The sequence below is a fragment of the Streptomyces sp. ISL-43 genome (assembly GCF_018614195.1).
Classification (GTDB): Bacteria; Actinomycetota; Actinomycetes; order Streptomycetales; family Streptomycetaceae; genus Streptomyces.
In genome coordinates this window covers 79,560-94,664 of record NZ_JAGGOT010000051.1, presented here as the reverse complement: position 1 = coordinate 94,664, position 15,105 = coordinate 79,560, and the positions used below count along the sequence as shown (strand labels likewise).

11 protein-coding genes are annotated in these 15,105 nt (G+C 70.4%); 7 read left to right on the top strand and 4 right to left on the bottom strand.

All coding sequences use genetic code 11. From position 1 onward, the window contains the following. Positions 1 to 24 precede the first annotated feature (24 nt). Both J7F03_RS27600 and J7F03_RS27595 read right to left on the bottom strand, forming a co-directional pair. The gene (locus J7F03_RS27600) at positions 25 to 921 is read right to left on the bottom strand and encodes a carbohydrate ABC transporter permease (RefSeq protein ID WP_214954122.1); all 897 of its coding nucleotides are present in this window, start codon (positions 919 to 921) and stop codon (positions 25 to 27) included. Further along, positions 921 to 2,273 carry a sugar ABC transporter substrate-binding protein gene (locus tag J7F03_RS27595; protein WP_251072575.1) on the bottom strand — a complete coding sequence of 451 codons (1,353 nt, stop codon included), beginning with the start codon at positions 2,271 to 2,273 and terminating at the stop codon, positions 921 to 923. Before J7F03_RS27595 ends, J7F03_RS27600 begins: the two co-directional genes overlap by 1 nt. Positions 2,274 to 2,412: 139 nt before the next feature. Between J7F03_RS27595 and J7F03_RS27590 the strand changes: the two genes are divergently transcribed. Next, positions 2,413 to 3,192 (top strand): IclR family transcriptional regulator, encoded by a 780-nt coding sequence (locus tag J7F03_RS27590; protein ID WP_214954120.1) that lies wholly within the window; start codon positions 2,413 to 2,415, stop codon positions 3,190 to 3,192. An 8-nt stretch (positions 3,193 to 3,200) separates the two neighbouring features. On the opposite strand, the gene J7F03_RS27585 is transcribed toward J7F03_RS27590, so the two are convergent. Continuing rightward, positions 3,201 to 6,623 carry a cellulose binding domain-containing protein gene (locus tag J7F03_RS27585; RefSeq protein WP_251072574.1) on the bottom strand — a complete coding sequence of 1,141 codons (3,423 nt, stop codon included), beginning with the start codon at positions 6,621 to 6,623 and terminating at the stop codon, positions 3,201 to 3,203. 76 nt (positions 6,624 to 6,699) lie between these two features. Between J7F03_RS27585 and J7F03_RS27580 the strand changes: the two genes are divergently transcribed. The 6 genes from J7F03_RS27580 to J7F03_RS27555 all read left to right on the top strand — a co-directional run bounded on the left by J7F03_RS27580 (position 6,700) and on the right by J7F03_RS27555 (position 13,647). Further along, the gene (locus J7F03_RS27580; RefSeq protein ID WP_251072573.1) at positions 6,700 to 8,298 is read left to right on the top strand and encodes a cellulase family glycosylhydrolase; all 1,599 of its coding nucleotides are present in this window, start codon (positions 6,700 to 6,702) and stop codon (positions 8,296 to 8,298) included. A gap of 172 nt (positions 8,299 to 8,470) precedes the next feature. Further along, positions 8,471 to 8,959, top strand: coding sequence for an isochorismatase family protein (locus tag J7F03_RS27575; protein ID WP_308379991.1), 489 nt, complete (start codon positions 8,471 to 8,473; stop codon positions 8,957 to 8,959). Positions 8,960 to 9,029: 70 nt separating this feature from the next. Then, complete coding sequence (gene thpR, locus J7F03_RS27570) at positions 9,030 to 9,653, top strand: RNA 2',3'-cyclic phosphodiesterase (protein WP_214954110.1); 624 nt, start codon at positions 9,030 to 9,032, stop codon at positions 9,651 to 9,653. A gap of 315 nt (positions 9,654 to 9,968) precedes the next feature. Further along, positions 9,969 to 11,318: a discoidin domain-containing protein gene (locus J7F03_RS27565; protein WP_214954108.1), complete on the top strand. Its 1,350-nt coding sequence runs from the start codon at positions 9,969 to 9,971 to the stop codon at positions 11,316 to 11,318. Beyond that, positions 11,318 to 12,628 (top strand): MFS transporter, encoded by a 1,311-nt coding sequence (locus J7F03_RS27560; RefSeq protein WP_214954106.1) that lies wholly within the window; start codon positions 11,318 to 11,320, stop codon positions 12,626 to 12,628. Before J7F03_RS27565 ends, J7F03_RS27560 begins: the two co-directional genes overlap by 1 nt. After that, a complete protein-coding gene (locus J7F03_RS27555) occupies positions 12,625 to 13,647 on the top strand; it encodes a hypothetical protein (RefSeq protein WP_214954104.1) in 1,023 nt (340 codons plus the stop codon). The genes J7F03_RS27560 and J7F03_RS27555 overlap by 4 nt, the downstream gene beginning before the upstream one ends. Positions 13,648 to 13,735: 88 nt before the next feature. On the opposite strand, the gene J7F03_RS27550 is transcribed toward J7F03_RS27555, so the two are convergent. Further along, positions 13,736 to 15,004 (bottom strand): phospholipase D-like domain-containing protein, encoded by a 1,269-nt coding sequence (locus J7F03_RS27550; RefSeq protein WP_214954102.1) that lies wholly within the window; start codon positions 15,002 to 15,004, stop codon positions 13,736 to 13,738. Positions 15,005 to 15,105: the final 101 nt, after the last annotated feature.

Here is a 15,105-nt window from a genome sequence, read left to right as displayed (position 1 = left end):
GTCCGGGCACGGTGTCCAGGCGGTTCATCGGGCCTCCTTTCCGGTGCGGGGACGGCCCAGGCGCACGGCCAGGGTCAGGGCGACGGAGGCGCAGAGCAGGACCATGGATCCGGCTGCGGCCACGCCGAGTTCGCCGCGTTCCAGGCCGAGTTTGTAGACGAGGGTCATCAGCACCTCGGTGGACCCGTCGGGCCCGCCGTTGGTGAGCAGGAAGATCTCGGTGAAGACGCGCAGGCCGCGGATCGCGGCGAGGGTGAGGAGGATCGTGAAGGCCGGGCGCAGGGCGGGCAGCGTCACGTGCCACACCCGTCGGCGCACCCCGGCGCCGTCGGCCGCCGCGGCCTCGTAGAGGGTGCGGTCGACGCCCGCGAGTGCCGCGATGAAGATCATCATGTCGTACGGTGCTCCGCGCCAGACGCCGACCGCCATGACCGACCACAGGGCGCTGTCGGGGCCGTTCAGGAACTGCGAGGGCGCCGCCCCGAACCAGCCGAGCAGGGTGTTGACGATTCCATCGGCGGCAGGGTGGTAGAGGATCCGCCACACCTCGGCGACCACGGCCATCGCGGTCACGGTCGGCAGGAAGACGGCGGTCCGCACGATCCACAGCCGCCGGGCGGTGCCTTCGAGCAGCAGCGCCAGCGCGAGGCCGAGGACCACCGAGCCGCCGGTCTGGCCGACGGCCAGGACGAGGGTGTGTCCGATCGCGTCGAGGAAGGCCTCGTCGGTGACGACCTGCCGGTAGTTGGCCCCGCCGACCCACCGGTCGCCCAGGTAGGGCCGCACCTCGTGGAAGCTCATCCGGGCCGCCCGCCACATCGGCAGGAACTTGAAGAGCGCGAAGAGGAGCAGCGCCGGGGCGAGGAACAGCCAGGGCGTGAGCACCGCCACGCCGCCGCCCGGCCGCCTCGGCGAGCGCATCAGGAGCCCGCTCCCTGCTTCTTCAGCTCGGCGGAGAAGGACTCGGCCAGCTTGGCGAGCATGGCCCCGGGGTCGGAACCGCAGTCGGCGACCATGCCGTTGAGCGCCTCGGCGGAGGCCTGGCGGAAGGGGGTCCACTCCTTGACCACGGGCGAGTACCGGCCGGCGTCGCGATAGACCTTGTCGAAGACCAGCCAGCGCTTGTCGGTGCGTACGGAGGCCAGGTCCACCGTCTCGTTGACGGGCAGCCGTACGACGTTGCCCGCGGTGTCGCCCGCCATGCCGGCCTTCTGGCCCTCGGCGCCGATCAGGTACTCGGCGTACGCGAGCTGGCCCTTGGGGTTCTTCGAACCGGCCATCAGGTACGCGTTCTCGCCCTCGGCCAGCACGGAGCTCTTGCCGCCCGGCCCGGCCGGGAGTGCCAGGACCTCGTACGTGTCGGCGCCGAGCGCTTTGTCGAAGCGGGCCATGTTGTAGGGGCCGGTGAGGTAGATCCCGCCCTTGCCCGCCTCGAAGAGCGGGTGGGTCTGGGTGGTCTCGGCGGTCACCGCACCCGGCACGACGTTCTTGTCCTCGCAGAACTGGCCCTTGAGTCGGCGGGCCGCCGCGAGGGCCGCGGGGCTGTCGATCGCGGGCTTCAGGTGTTCGCCGTCGCCGCCGGTGAAGTAGTCGCCGCCGGCGGACCACAGGAAGCTGGAGAAGTACCAGTCCAGGTATCCGCGTTTGGTGGTGCCGGGGATGACGTAGCCGTAGGTGTCGGCCTTGCCGTTGCCGTCGGGGTCCTTCGTGGTGAAGGCGGTGGCGAGGGCGTCGAGTTGGTCCCAGTCGGCGGGTGGCGCGATGCCCAACTTCTCGCGCCAGTCCTTGCGGACGAAGAGGGCGAAGGTCTGGGCGGAGAAGGGGACTCCGTAGTACTTGCCGTCGGCCGCCTTCGCCGCCTCCCAGGAGGCGGGTATGAGCTGGTCCCCGCCCCTGACTGCGCCCTTGTCCACCTCCCGTACGAGGCCCTGCTTGACCAGGGTGCCGAGCTGGGCGGTGTCGTTGACGATCAGGTCCGGCAGTTTCCTCTGCGCCGCCGCCTGCTGCAGCTTCGTCTCGAAGTCGTCGAACAGGGCGCTCACTTCGGCCTCGATGCCGGTCGCCCGGGTGAAGGCGGCGGCGAGGTCCTGGTGGGTCTTCTCGGTGGGCGATCCCGGGGGCTTGCGGACCCAGATCTTCAGGGGCGCCTTGTCGTCGCCGGCGGCGGGCCCGGCAGCGTCGCCGCAGGCGGTGAGGGTGGTCAGGGCGAGGAGGGCGGCGAGTGAGGCCGCGAGGGCGGTGGAGGCGCTGGGGAACACACTTCTGCGATTCATTGGATTGCGATTCATCGGATATCGAATCCCCGTCTACATATCTGGACAGGATCTGAGAATGTGGCAGCTCTGCAAGTGGAAGTTAGCGTCCGCTACCATGCCGGTCAACACTCATGCGGAAATGATCTGGAGGGTGGACATGCCCGCTGCCCCGTCGGACGTCTCGACCGTGAAGTCCGCCGAGCGGACCGTGCGCATCCTGGAGGCGCTCGCGTCCTCCGCCGACCGGCTCACGGTCTCCGAACTGCAAGAGCGGCTGGGCTATCCGCGCAGCAGCCTGCACGCGCTGATCCGAACGCTGCGCGAACTCAAGTGGGTCGAGGCCGACGAGAGCGGTTCCGCCTTCGGCGTGGGGCCGCACGCCCTGCTGTCCGGCACCGCGTATCTGGACCGCGATCCGGCGCTGCCGTACGCGCACGAGGTGATCGAGGACTTGCGCGCCGAAACGGGGTACACCGTCCACTTCGCCCGCCGCGACGACGCGTACGTCCTCTACCTCGCGAGCCGCGAGGCCCGCGACAGCGTCCGGGCCATCTCCCGGGTCGGCCGCAGGCTGCCGGCCCATGTCACCGCGCTGGGGCAGGCGTTGCTCGCCGAGCTCACCACGGAGGAGGTGGACGCCGTACTGCCGAAGCGACTTGAGGCCCTGACCCCGGGAACCGTCACCGACCGCCCGGCCCTCCACGAGGAACTGGCCCGCGCGCGCGACCGGGGCTGGGCCCTGGAGCGGGAGCAGGGCACGCCGGGCGTCGCCTGCCTGTCCGCCCCGGTCCACTACCGGATCCCGGCCACCGACGCCATCAGCTGCTCCATGCCGGTGGGCGCGGCCACCGACAAGGAGGTCGAGCGGGTGGCGAAGGCGGTGGTGGCGCACGCCACCACCCTCGCCACCACGCTCCGCAGGCACGGCATCCGGTAGCGGCCGCGCTACGGGGTCACGGGGATGTTGGTCAGGCCGCTCACCGCCCCCGTGACCGTGTTCGACGCGTGGACCACGTTCGGCCGGCCCGCGCACTGGGAAGCGGAGGTGACCTTGACGGCGTACGCGCCGACGCCGCCGAGGTCGGAGGTGTTGTTCCGCCACACCGTGCCGCAGCCGTTGGGGAAGGAGGGCGTGGTGCCCGGGTTGTGCGTCTCGTAGCCGTTGGCGAAGGTGCCGGGCGGGGCGAAGGTGCCCTTGTTGCCCTCGATCAGGTAGTCCACGCCCTTGACGTCGACCCAGGAGTCGGCGGAGTTCTGCCCGGTGATCCCGCGACCGTCGAAGGTGTTGCCGCGGATCGTCCCGCCGAAGGTTCCCTCCTTGATGTCGACGGCCTCGGCGGCGACGTACGGTCCGATCCGGTTCTTCTCCACCAGCACCCGGTCGGAGCGGTCCACACCGCCCGAGTTGCCGTGGCAACCCCAGTTGGAGCCGGCGGAGCCGAGGTACACGCCCTCGCCGTAGCCGGGCTGGACCAGGCCGGTGTACTCGATCACGGAGTTGCGGATCACGCCGTCGGCGGAGGAGCGCCGGAAGTGGACGCCCTCCTCCTCGACGTGGTGGACGTACAGCCCGTCGATCGTGACGTGCTGGGCGTTGTCCAGCACCACGCCCTTCTTGGAGTCCTTGACGGTGAAGCCCGTCAGGTTCCAGTACGGGGCCCCGTGCAGCCAGAGCCCGTACCCCGGGTCCCAGCCCGCGGTGGGCACCGGACAGGACGGAGCCTCCCCGGACGGGCCGTCGTTGACGAGCACGGCACCGCGGGGGCCGGTCAGCGTGATCGGCTCGGCCGCGGTCCCGGCCCGCTGCGTCACGAAGGAGCCCCGGTACTCCCCCGCCGCCAGGCGGATGGTCTGGCCGGGCGCGGCCGCGGCGAGCGCGCTCTTCAGCTGGGCGCTGGTCGCCACGTCGACCACGGGACCCGGGGGCAGGGTCGGGGTGGGTGTCGGGGTCGGGGTTGGCGTGGGGGTCGGCGTCGGCGTCGGGACGCCGTCGCACGGCACCCCGTTCACCTTGCAGTTGAGCGGCAGGCCGAGTCCGCTCGCGTTGAAGCCGAAGCTCGCGGTGCCGCCGGGGGCGATGTCACGGTTGTACGCGACGTTGGCGAAGGTGTAGTGCTGCCCGCTCCGGGTCTTGGTGGCCGACCAGTGGCTGGAGACGCTCGTCCCGGCCGGCAGGTCGAACTCCACCCGCCAACCGGGGACCGAGGCCGTGCAGTTGTTCCTGATGAACACGTCCATCCCGTAGCCGCTGCTCCAGGCCGAGGTCTGGACGGTCCGCGCCGACAGGCAGCTCACAGGGGTGCTGGTCGGTGTCGCAGTCGGGGTCGGGGTCGGTGTCGCAGTGGGGGTCGGGGTCGGGCTCGGTGACGAGGTGGGCGTCGGACTGGGTGAGGGGTCTGCGCCGGTGGCCGACGTGAGGAAGAGCGAAGCGCCCGTGTCCGTACGGGTGGCGTCGACACCGTGGCCGCCCGAGTAGTCCAGCTGCTCGCGCCCGGCCCAGTCGCCGATCGGCGTACCTCCCGCGTCGAGGTGCTGCCAGCCGCCGCCACCACTGCCGCTGCCGCTGCCGTTCCAGCCGAACTGGTAGACGCGCTGGTGGTCGGCGTAGTACGGGGTGTAGGCCGCGCCCGCGGTGGCCTGCTTCGTCATGGTGTTGTTGAAGAAGACGTTGCGCGGTCCGCTGGATCCCGACCACTTCACCGCCTTCTTTCCCGCGCCCCACCAGACGGGGAACCAGGTGGAGGCGTCGGGGGCGCCGCCGCCCTCCTCCCCGCAGTTGGAACGGCAGTTGGCGGAGCGGTGCTCGTAGGGCACGGTCACCTTGTTGAGCTCGAAGAGGTTGTTGCGCTCCCAGCCGCCGTGCAGGTTGAGGTCGGAGTCGAAGTCGTTGCCGATGACGACGTTGCCGGAGGCCGACCACTGGAAGGCGAAGTGGCGCAGCTCGCGGGAGGTGTTGCCGGCGTAGAGCGAGTCCCAGACGCGGGAGCCGCGGAAGTAGCCGTTGCCGCCCTTGCCCTTGTTCCAGGATCCGTGGAGCCGGCTGTCGACGATCTGGAGGTGGTAGGCCTCCTCGGTGACGATCGGATGGGAGCCGGTCATCTCCGTCCTGATGCCGCGGACCCAGGAGTTGGCGGCCCACTTGAAGACGATGCCGTGCATCTCCTGGGCGGGGTCCATGTTGCCGTAGTTGCGCACGGCGTCGGCCGGATCGAGGCCCGGTATCTCCTGCGTCAGCGCGAAGTCCTCGAAGCCGACGCCGAGCACCGGATCCACGAGGGGTGCGGCCTTGGAGTCGTAGACGGCGCCCTCGATCGGCGCGGACCCGTCGGAGGTGGAGGTGACCGGTACGTCGTACTCCAGAGGCTTGTCCAGCGTCAGCGTGCGGTTCGTGGGGTCCACGGCGGTGACGGTGAAGATCTGCTGGCGCATGTGGATGTTCTGCAGGGGGCCGTCGCCCGGCTGGATGTTCTGCTGGGCGTAGAATTTCAGCGAGTTGGCGGCGCGGATGTTGACCAGCCCGCCGACGGCGAGTGCGTCGAGCGAGCCGCTGGAGGCGAGGGGGACGACGGTGTCCCCCGCGCGCGCCGCGAATCCGGTGTCCCCGGTCTTGCCGCGCAGCTTCAGCCCGGCCTTCCAGTGCACGTTGACCGTGCCCTCGAAGAGGTCCTTGCGGTTGGCGGGGGCCGCCGCGTACTCGGAGGCGTAGCTCGCGTGCACCCCGCGCGACTGCACGCGGAACAGGCCTCGCCCGGGCCAGATCCAGCCTCCTTTGGCGGACCCGGAGGTCATGCCGTCCTCGTCCCAGTCCGAACCGTCGGGAGTGAGGGCGTCGTACCGGGTGACGGCGTCGGGGCGGAAGACGATCCGGGTGCCACCCGCGGCGCTGCCCGCTCCCCGCAGGGTCAGGTAGTCGGCGTCGACGGAGAGCTGGCGGGACACCTCGAGGATGCCCGCCGGGAGGGTGATCAGGGAGAGCTGGGTGTAGCTCGCGCCGGGTGAGCAGTCGGTGCGGATGCGGTCGATGGCGGCCTGGAGTCCGGCCGAGTCGTCCACCCCGTCACCGGGCTTCACTCCGTACTGGGCGGCGAGTTCGGCCGGGGTGATCCGGCAGGCCTCGTCCGGGGTGGTCTGGGCCGCGCCCGGCAGATCGGCGCCGCCCCTGTATCCGACCTTGGACCAGTCATAGAGGCCGGTGAGCGGGGTGCGGCGGTTGGTCTTGGACAGGTCGAGCCCGGCGAGTAACACGGGCGCGGCAATGGGCTGTTGATCGCCGGACCGGGTGTCTGCGACGCCGATCGCGACGCCCGAGGCACACAGCACGGCCGTGGCGCCGCCGAGCGCCGCAACGGCTCTCCATCGTACGGACAACGTTCCTCCTGGCATTCGTGGGGGGCGGGAGGGGTGTAGCCGTGGTACATCGTGCTGATAGGCATCCAGCTGGTCAATGGGTGTCTCTGAATCAATCAAGCGTCCACATATCTGGACTACATGCACAGACCCTTGTGCAGCCGGGCCGGACGCTGCTATTCCATTCCATGTCGTTAGGAAAGTTTCCTTACGAACAGTCGATCGTCAACAGGACGGAGACACCTTGAAACCCCCACGCATTCGGCTTCGCTCCCTCGGTGCGGCCGGAACTCTCGTCACCGCACTGCTCGTCGGCCTCACCGCCGCGCCCGGTACGGCCTCGGCGGCCCCCGTCGTCCAGGAGGCGGAGAACGCCGTCGTCTCGCAAGGTGCCGCCGAGTCCAACCACGCCGGCTACACGGGCAGCGGCTTCGTCAACTACGACAACACCACCGGCAGTTACGTCGAATGGACGGTCAATGCCGCGCAGGCCGGCGATGCCGCGGTCAGCCTGCGCTACGCCAACGGCACCACGACCAACCGACCCATGACCATCACGGTCAACGGAACCTCCGTCGCCCCGAACAAGGCGTTCAACGGCACCGGAGCCTGGACCACTTGGGCCACGACCGGGCTGACCACCACCCTCAAGGCCGGTACCAACACCATCCGGGCCACCGCCACCACCGCCAACGGCGGCCCCAACGTCGATCACCTCACCATCGACACCGGATCCACGCCGCCCGTGCCGGGCACCACCCCGGTCGCCATCAACGGCCAGCTCACGGTCTGCGGCACCAAGCTCTGCAACAAGTACGGAAAGCCCGTCCAGTTGCGCGGCATGAGCACCCACGGCACCCAGTGGTACGCGCAGTGCCTCACCGGCGGGTCGCTCGACGCCCTCGCCAAGGACTGGAACGCCGACGTCCTGCGCGTCTCGACGTACGTCCAGGAGGACGGCTACGAGACCGACCCGCAGAAGTTCACCGACCTTGCCCACTCGCTGATCGAGCAGGCGACGGCCCGCGGCATGTACGTGATCGTCGACTGGCACATGCTCGATCCGGGCGACCCCAACTACAACCTGGCCAAGGCCAAGACGTTCTTCACCGCGATCGCCAACCGCCACAAGGGCAAGAACAACATCTTCTACGAGATCGCCAACGAGCCCAGCGAGGTGAGCTGGTCCAAGATCAAGAGCTACGCGGAGCAGATCATCCCGGTCATCCGGAACATAGACTCCGACGCCCCGGTCATCGTCGGCACCCGCGCCTGGTCCTCCTTCGGCGTCTCCGAGGGCAGCGATGAGAACGAGGTCGTCGACAACCAGGTGAACGCGTCCAACATCATGTACACGTTCCACTTCTACGCCTACTCGCACCGCGAGGAGTACCTGGACACCCTCTCCCGCGCCGCCGACCGGATCCCGGTGTTCGTCACCGAGTTCGGCACGCAGAACTACGCGGGTGAGGGCAGCAACGACTTCACCATGTCGCAGAAGTACCTCGACCTGATGGCAGCCAAGAAGATCAGCTGGACCAACTGGAACTTCTCCGACGACAACCGCACCGGAGCGGTCTTCAAGACGGGCACCTGCGACGGCAACGGCCCGTGGACCGGCACCACTTCGCTCAAGCCGGCCGGCGTCTGGATCCGCGACCGCATCCGCACCGCCGACAACTTCCCCACCGCCTGACCCACCCCGGGGCCCCGGCTCGGCCCCGGCCCCCGCACGGGCACACACCACCGGCACGGGGGCCGGGGCACCGCAGCAAGCGTCTCCACGGGGGGCTGCCCCAGACCTCCTCTAGCAGCGGAACCACGTCATCACCTGCCCATGATGACGGTCCTGTCCTATGATCATCTCCGTGACTTCCGCCCTGGTCCTCATCGACCTGATGCCCCGCGTCATCGGCCTTCCGGTCGCTCCGCACTCCGGTGAAGCGGTACTCGAACGCTGCCGCCGGCTGGCCGAGGTGTTCCGGGCGAGCGGGCGTCCGGTGGTGCTGGTCCGGGTGGAGCGGCCCGGCGTGGCCGAGCAGCCGCCCGGCAGCGGCTTCGCCGACGGCCTGGCACAGCCGGGCGATGTCGTGATCGTCAAGCGCACCGTCGGGGCGTTCCACGGCACCGACCTGGACGAACGGTTGCGCGGTCTCGGCGTGGACACGCTGGTGCTCGCCGGGCTGGTCACCACGATGGGGGTCGAGTCCACCGCGCGGGCCGCGAGCGATCACGGCTACGAGCTGGAGTTCGTCGCCGACGCGATGTCCGGGTTCGCCGCCGACGAGCACGACTTCACCGTGGAGAAGATCTTTCCCCGGTTCGGTGACGTGCACGACACGGCGGACTACACCTGAGCCCGGCGCCGGCACCGCGCGTACCGGCCGAATGTGACGGGACCACCCTGAGCCCTGTACGAAGTCTCCTGTGAACGAACAGATCCAGCCCGCGACCGTTCGCGTCTTCATCGCCCTCGCCCCGCCCGACGACGCGAAGGGCGAACTGGCGCGAGCGCTCCGCCCCGCCTACGACGCGTACCCGCACATGCGGTGGAACCGCATCGAGGACTGGCACATCACCCTGGCGTTCCTCGGTGAGCTCCCGGTCACGGCCGTTCCCCTGCTGCGGCCGCCGCTCGCGGACCTCGCGGCGGCGCGCAGGCCCGTACGACTGGCCCTGCGCGGTGGCGGGCACTTCGGCGAGCGGGTGCTGTGGAGCGGGATCGACGGGGACCTCGAAGGCCTGCACCTGCTCGCCACGGACGTGCGGGCCGTGGTCAAGGAGTGCGGCATCCCCTTCGAGGACCGGCCGCTGCGCCCCCACCTCACACTGGCCCGCGCCCGCCGAAACGATCCCGCCTCCGCCGTGGAGGCCGCCGCCGGGCTCACCGCGTTCACCGGTCGCGAGTGGCGGACAGAACGGCTGCACCTGGTCGGCAGCAACATCGGCCGAGGCCCCGGACCGATCCACTACCGGGACATCGAGGCGTGGGACCTCGACGGCGGGAACCGACAGCACCCCGGCCCTCTCCCGCATGCGCAGGAGAGCTGAGTCCGGCGCCGGCTCTGGCGGCCGATCGCCCTCAAGGGGCGAAGGCCCCCACACCGCCTGCCATCGGGCCCTTGGGCGGATACCGTTCTCCGCCTTCTCAGAGGTGCTCCAGATGACTAGTAGGAAAGTTTCCTGTTTGCTAGCATCCCGCTTCGGCGGCTTGGCGCGGTGCCCGAACTCCTGGGCATGACGCGCTCAGCGAGAGCTCTGACCCGGCCGCTGTGACACCGTCCTCCGCTGCCCTCAGGCGGGTCGGGGGCGCGGGGTCACGTGCCCGTGCCAGCTCTCGCCACCCACAAGGCCAGGGAGTCAGGAATGCGCCTGAGCGCCCCAAGTACGCCCCACGTCACCGCATCACGCCGCACGGTGGGCGTGGTCCTCACCGCCGTACTCCTCCTCGTCGGCGGGCTGTTGCTCGCCTACCCCGAACGGGCCGGCGCCGCCGCCGACCCCCTGATCTCGCGCGGCAAGACCGCCACCGCGTCCTCCAGCGAGACGTCGGCCCTCGGCCCCCAGAAGGCCTTCGACGGTGATCCGGCCAGCCGTTGGGCGAGCGCGGAGGGCAAGGACCCGCAGTGGATACGCGTCGACCTCGGCGCCTCCGCCGACGTGACCCGTGTGCGGCTCAACTGGGAGGCCGCGTACGCCAAGACCTACCGCGTCGAGATATCCGCCGACGGCACCACCTGGACCCGCCTCGCCAACGAGACCGCCGGGAACGGCGGCACCGACGACTGGACCGCCCTGTCCGGCAAGGGCCGCTACCTGCGCGTGTACGGGACCGCCCGGGGCACCTCCTACGGCTACTCGCTGTACGAGGTCGAGGTGTACGGCACATTCGGCGGCGGGGAGCCCCCGCAGACCGGCGCCTTCACCGTGGTGGCCGCCGGCGACATCGCCGCCCAGTGCACCGCGTCCGACAGCTCCTGCGCGCACCCCAAGACCGCCGCGCAGGCCCAGAAGATCAACCCGAAGTTCTACCTGACGATGGGCGACAACCAGTACGACGACGCCCGGATCTCCGACTTCCGCAACTACTACGACAAGACGTGGGGCGCCTTCAAGGACAAGACGCGCCCGGTGCCGGGCAACCACGAGACCTATGACCCCGCGGGACCCCTCGCCGGCTACAAGGCGTACTTCGGGGCCATCGCCTACCCCCAGGGCAAGAGCTACTACAGCTTCGACGAGGGCAACTGGCACTTCATCGCCCTGGACTCCAACTCCTTCGACCAGAAGGCGCAGATCGACTGGCTCAAGGCCGACCTCGCCGCGAACGCCAAGTCCTGCGTCGCCGCCTACTTTCACCACCCGCTGTACTCCTCGGGCGGCCACGGGAACGACCCGGTCAGCAAGCCTGTCTGGAACATCCTGTACGGCGCCAAGGCCGACCTCGTGCTGAACGGGCACGACCACCACTACGAGCGGTTCGCCCCCCAGGACCCCAACGGCAAGGCCGTCGCCGACGGGATCACCGAGATCGTCGGCGGCATGGGCGGCGCCGAGCCCTACGACATCGAGAACGTCCAGCCCAACAGCCAGAAGCGGATCAGCGGTCAATACGGGGTCCTGAAGATGGACTTCACCGACTCCGGTTACAGCTGGACCTACGTCGGCGCCGACGGCAGCGTCAAGGACACCAGCCCGAAGTACACCTGCCACTGATGTACCTGGCGACCACAGGCCGCCGGGACACGCCGGTCCCACCCCGTTCCGACGGGGAGGGCCGGCGCGTTCCCGGCACCGTCCTGGCACTCGGCACGGTCAGTCTCGTCACCGACATCTCCTCCGAGATGGTCACGGCGGTGCTGCCGCTCTACCTCGTCCTCGGACTCGGTCTCTCACCCCTCCAGTTCGGATTCCTGGACGGCCTGCTCGGCGGCGGCGCCTCGATCGTCCGGCTCCTCGGCGGGCACTTCGCCGACCGCGGCCACCGCTACAAGCGGGTCGCCGGGATCGGCTACGCCCTGTCGGCGTGTTCCCGGCTCGGCCTGCTGCTCGCGGGCGGCAGCGCCGCCGGGATCACGGCGGCCCTGGCCGCCGACCGGGTCGGCAAGGGCATCCGCACGGCCCCCCGCGACGCCCTGATCACCTTGAGCTGCCACCCCGACGCACTGGGCCGGTCCTTCGGCGTGCACCGGGCCATGGACACCGCCGGGGCCCTGCTCGGCCCGCTCGCCGCCTTCGCCCTGCTCTGGGCGACCGCCGGCGCGTACGACGCGGTGTTCTTCGTCAGCTTCTGCGTCGGGCTGCTCGGCGTACTGCTCCTGGTCCTCTACGTTCCCGGGCGCCACCCGGTACCGCCCCCGGCACCGGTACCGCGCACCCGCAAGCCGTTCGCGACGTTCGCGGCACTGCGCGATCCCGCCTTCCGGCGGATCCTCGCGGCCGCCGCCCTGCTCGGTGCCGCCACCATCGGCGACGCCTTCCTCTACCTCCTGCTCCAACGCCGCCTGGGGCTCTCCGCGAGCTGGTTCCCGCTGCTGCCGCTCGGCGCGGCGGCGGGCTACCTTCTGCTCGCCGTCCCCGTGGGCCGGCTCGCGGACCGGATCGGGCGGCGGCGGCCGTTCCTGTACGGACACCTCGCGCTGCTCGGGGCCTACGCCGTCCTGCTCGCCCCGACCGGCGGCCCGGCCCTCCTCCTCCTCGTGCCCGTCCTCGCGCTGCTCGGCGTCTTCTACGCCTGCACCGACGGGGTGCTGATGGCCCTCGCCGGACCGGTGCTGCCGGCCGAGGGCAGGGCGGGCGGGCTCGCCCTGCTCCAGACCGGCCAGGCGGTGGCCCGGATGCTCGCCGCGGCGGGCTTCGGCGCCGCGTGGACGGTGTGGGGGCCGACGCACGCCCTGTGGGCGGCCATCGCCGTCCTGCTCGCCGCGCTGGCGGGCGGCCGGGCCCTGCTCCCCCGCGACGCGTCCGGCGCACCGGCCTCCGGGCGAACGCCGGACACCCACACCCCCGAGAGGCGGACCGGATGACCACGAGGCTTCCCAGACCCACGCTCCCGCTCGGCCGCCGGGCCCGTACCGCCGTCGTGGCGGCCGCACTGCTCCTGCTGACGGGCGGATCCGTCGGGTACGCGCTGCACGCGGGTGCCCGGCAGGACGGCCGGCCGGGCTCCGCGTCCGCGGACGCCTCTTTCACCCTCGACGGACCCGCCCTGTACTTCCGGGACTCCGCCACGGGACGCGTCGCGCACCGGCCGGTCCCGCCGGACTCCGCGGGAGCCCCGACCCCCGGCGGCCCCGCCTGCGACCGGTTCCACACCGCCGGGGAGAGCGCCCTGTGCCTGCGCGCCGAGCCCGGGGTGCTGCCGAAGACGTACGCGATCGTCCTCGACCGGCGGCTGCGCGAGGTGCGCCGGATCACCGTGCCGGGCGTTCCGACCCGGGCCCGGGTGTCCGCTTCCGGGCAGATGCTGGCCTGGACGGTGTTCGCCACCGGCGACTCCTACGCCACCACCGCCTTCTCCACCAGGACCGCCGTCCTCGACCTGCGCAGCGGCTACCTCGTCAAGTCCCTGGAGGAGATCCCCCTCACCATCGACGGCGAGCGCTACCACGCCCCCGACGTCAACTACTGGGGGGTGAGCTTCGCCCGCGACGACGACCGCTTCTACGCGACCGTGTCCACCAGGGGGCGCACGTACCTCGTCGAGGGGAACATGGGGAACTGGTCGGCGAAGACGCTGCGGCAGAACGTCGAATGCCCGTCCCTGTCGCCCGACGACACCCGGATCGCCTTCAAGAAGAAGGTGTCCGACGATCCGTCCGCGCCCTGGCGGCTGTACGTCCTCGACCTGCGGACCATGACCGAGACCGCGCTCGCGGAGACACGGAGCGTGGACGACCAGGCGGCCTGGCTGGACGACGGCACGGTCGCCTACGCGCTGCCGGGCGCGGACGGACGGCCCAGCGACATCTGGACCGTCCCCACGGACGGCACCGGTTCACCCCGGATGGCCGTCGCGGGCGGTTCCTCGCCCGCGGCCCGCTGAACCGGGGTGGCGGACGCGGACGCGGGAGGCGCGGACGGGGGGCGCGGACGGGGGGCGCGGACGGGGGGCGGCCCGACCGCGCCCGTGCCTACTGGTCCGCGGCCGTCCGCTGCGTGCGGAAGTTCTCCCGGTAGGCGTCGTGCACGTCGGCGTCGTCGTACTTCAGGAGCGCCTCGTCGTTGGTCGTCAGCCCCATGTTCGTATAGGGGTGACTACCCGTGAAGACGATCTTCTGGTTCTTCAGCCCCTTGTAAGTGCCCTCGATCAGGAGGTACTTGGAGTGGGTGGAGGTGCCGCCCTGCGCGTCGTCGTTCAGCTGGTGCAGCGAGATCCCGCCGAACTTGGTGGGCTTGGCCAGCTGGTCGGCGATCGCGGTCCCGGTGTTGTCGAGCTGGCGGTAGACGATGTCGACGTAGCAGCCGGCCTCGTCCAGCTCCCACAGCTTCTTCGCCACCTCGACGCGGGTGATCTGGTGCATGGCGATCCGGATCACCGTACGGCCGTCGGCCGTGCCGAAGCCGTCCGTGTTGCCGTAGCAGGCGGCGCTGCCCTCGACCGGATTGTCCACCGTGTTCAGGATGTTGAGGATCGGGTCCGAGGCGGACCGGGGGAAGAAGTAGGCCTTGGCCTTGCCCGCCTGGTACTCCGTCGACAGGTCGGAGACCTGCAGGGCCGGATCGGCCTGGGCGGCGGTCAGCCGGCCGAAGTAGCCGGAGTAGGCGTCGTACAGCTCCTTGTTGCCCGCCACGGTCAGGGCGTCGTTCCACGCCTTCTGGCGGTCCCACGCGGTCTGGTTCATCGACGTCTGCACGACGACGTTGTCCACCGGGACGGTTCCGGAGGCGCTGCCCGTGGTGCGGGAGAAGAGGTAGAACTTGTTGTGGTTGTTGCTGTAGGCGGTGTCGCCCGGGTTCGGATCCTTGGCCAGGCAGGCCTGCCGGTCACCACAGACGCGAACCCACGAGTTCCCGGAGGTCTGGGTCGTGACCGCGAGGCCTTCGGCGAGCTTCGTGTAGGACGGACCGCCCGCGTAGTGCTTGAGGCTCTCGCTGTCGAGCAGCACCTCGACGTTGACCCCGCGCAGGTGCGCCGCGTTCAGCCGTCCCACGAGCCAGTCGGACCCGAAGACGTACGAAGAGATCTCGATGTCGGAGCCGGGCACGGCGCCGTCGATCAGGTGCGAGAGGTGACCGAAGATCACGTCCTGCTTGGCCGGGTCGCTCGGGTCGTTGAAGAGCGCGCCCGTGGTCACGAGCGGTACGGCCTCGGCGGCCGCGGCACCGGGCGCGGCGGCGCACACGACCGAGCCGAGTATGAGGGCGGTGGCAGCCGTCATCATATTTTTGATCTTTGTCATGGCGGGCACACTACTGAACGTTTTCCCGCCACTGAAAACGGGCCGGCGCACCGTGGGCGGGTGCACCGGCCCGCCGGGCCGGGCGGTCGAGCCCGCGCCGG

Bases quoted from the DNA above. Each gene is read 5' to 3' on its own strand.
- J7F03_RS27595 (WP_251072575.1), bottom strand. From the start codon at position 2,273: ATGAATCGCAGAAGTGTGTTCCCCAGCGCCTCCACCGCCCTCGCGGCC.
- J7F03_RS27580 (WP_251072573.1), top strand. From the start codon at position 6,700: ATGGGTGTCTCTGAATCAATCAAGCGTCCACATATCTGGACTACATGC.
- J7F03_RS27600 (WP_214954122.1), bottom strand. From the start codon at position 921: ATGCGCTCGCCGAGGCGGCCGGGCGGCGGCGTGGCGGTGCTCACGCCC.
- J7F03_RS27555 (WP_214954104.1), top strand. From the start codon at position 12,625: ATGACCACGAGGCTTCCCAGACCCACGCTCCCGCTCGGCCGCCGGGCC.
- J7F03_RS27590 (WP_214954120.1), top strand. From the start codon at position 2,413: ATGCCCGCTGCCCCGTCGGACGTCTCGACCGTGAAGTCCGCCGAGCGG.
- J7F03_RS27560 (WP_214954106.1), top strand. From the start codon at position 11,318: ATGTACCTGGCGACCACAGGCCGCCGGGACACGCCGGTCCCACCCCGT.
- J7F03_RS27565 (WP_214954108.1), top strand. From the start codon at position 9,969: ATGCGCCTGAGCGCCCCAAGTACGCCCCACGTCACCGCATCACGCCGC.
- J7F03_RS27550 (WP_214954102.1), bottom strand. From the start codon at position 15,004: ATGACAAAGATCAAAAATATGATGACGGCTGCCACCGCCCTCATACTC.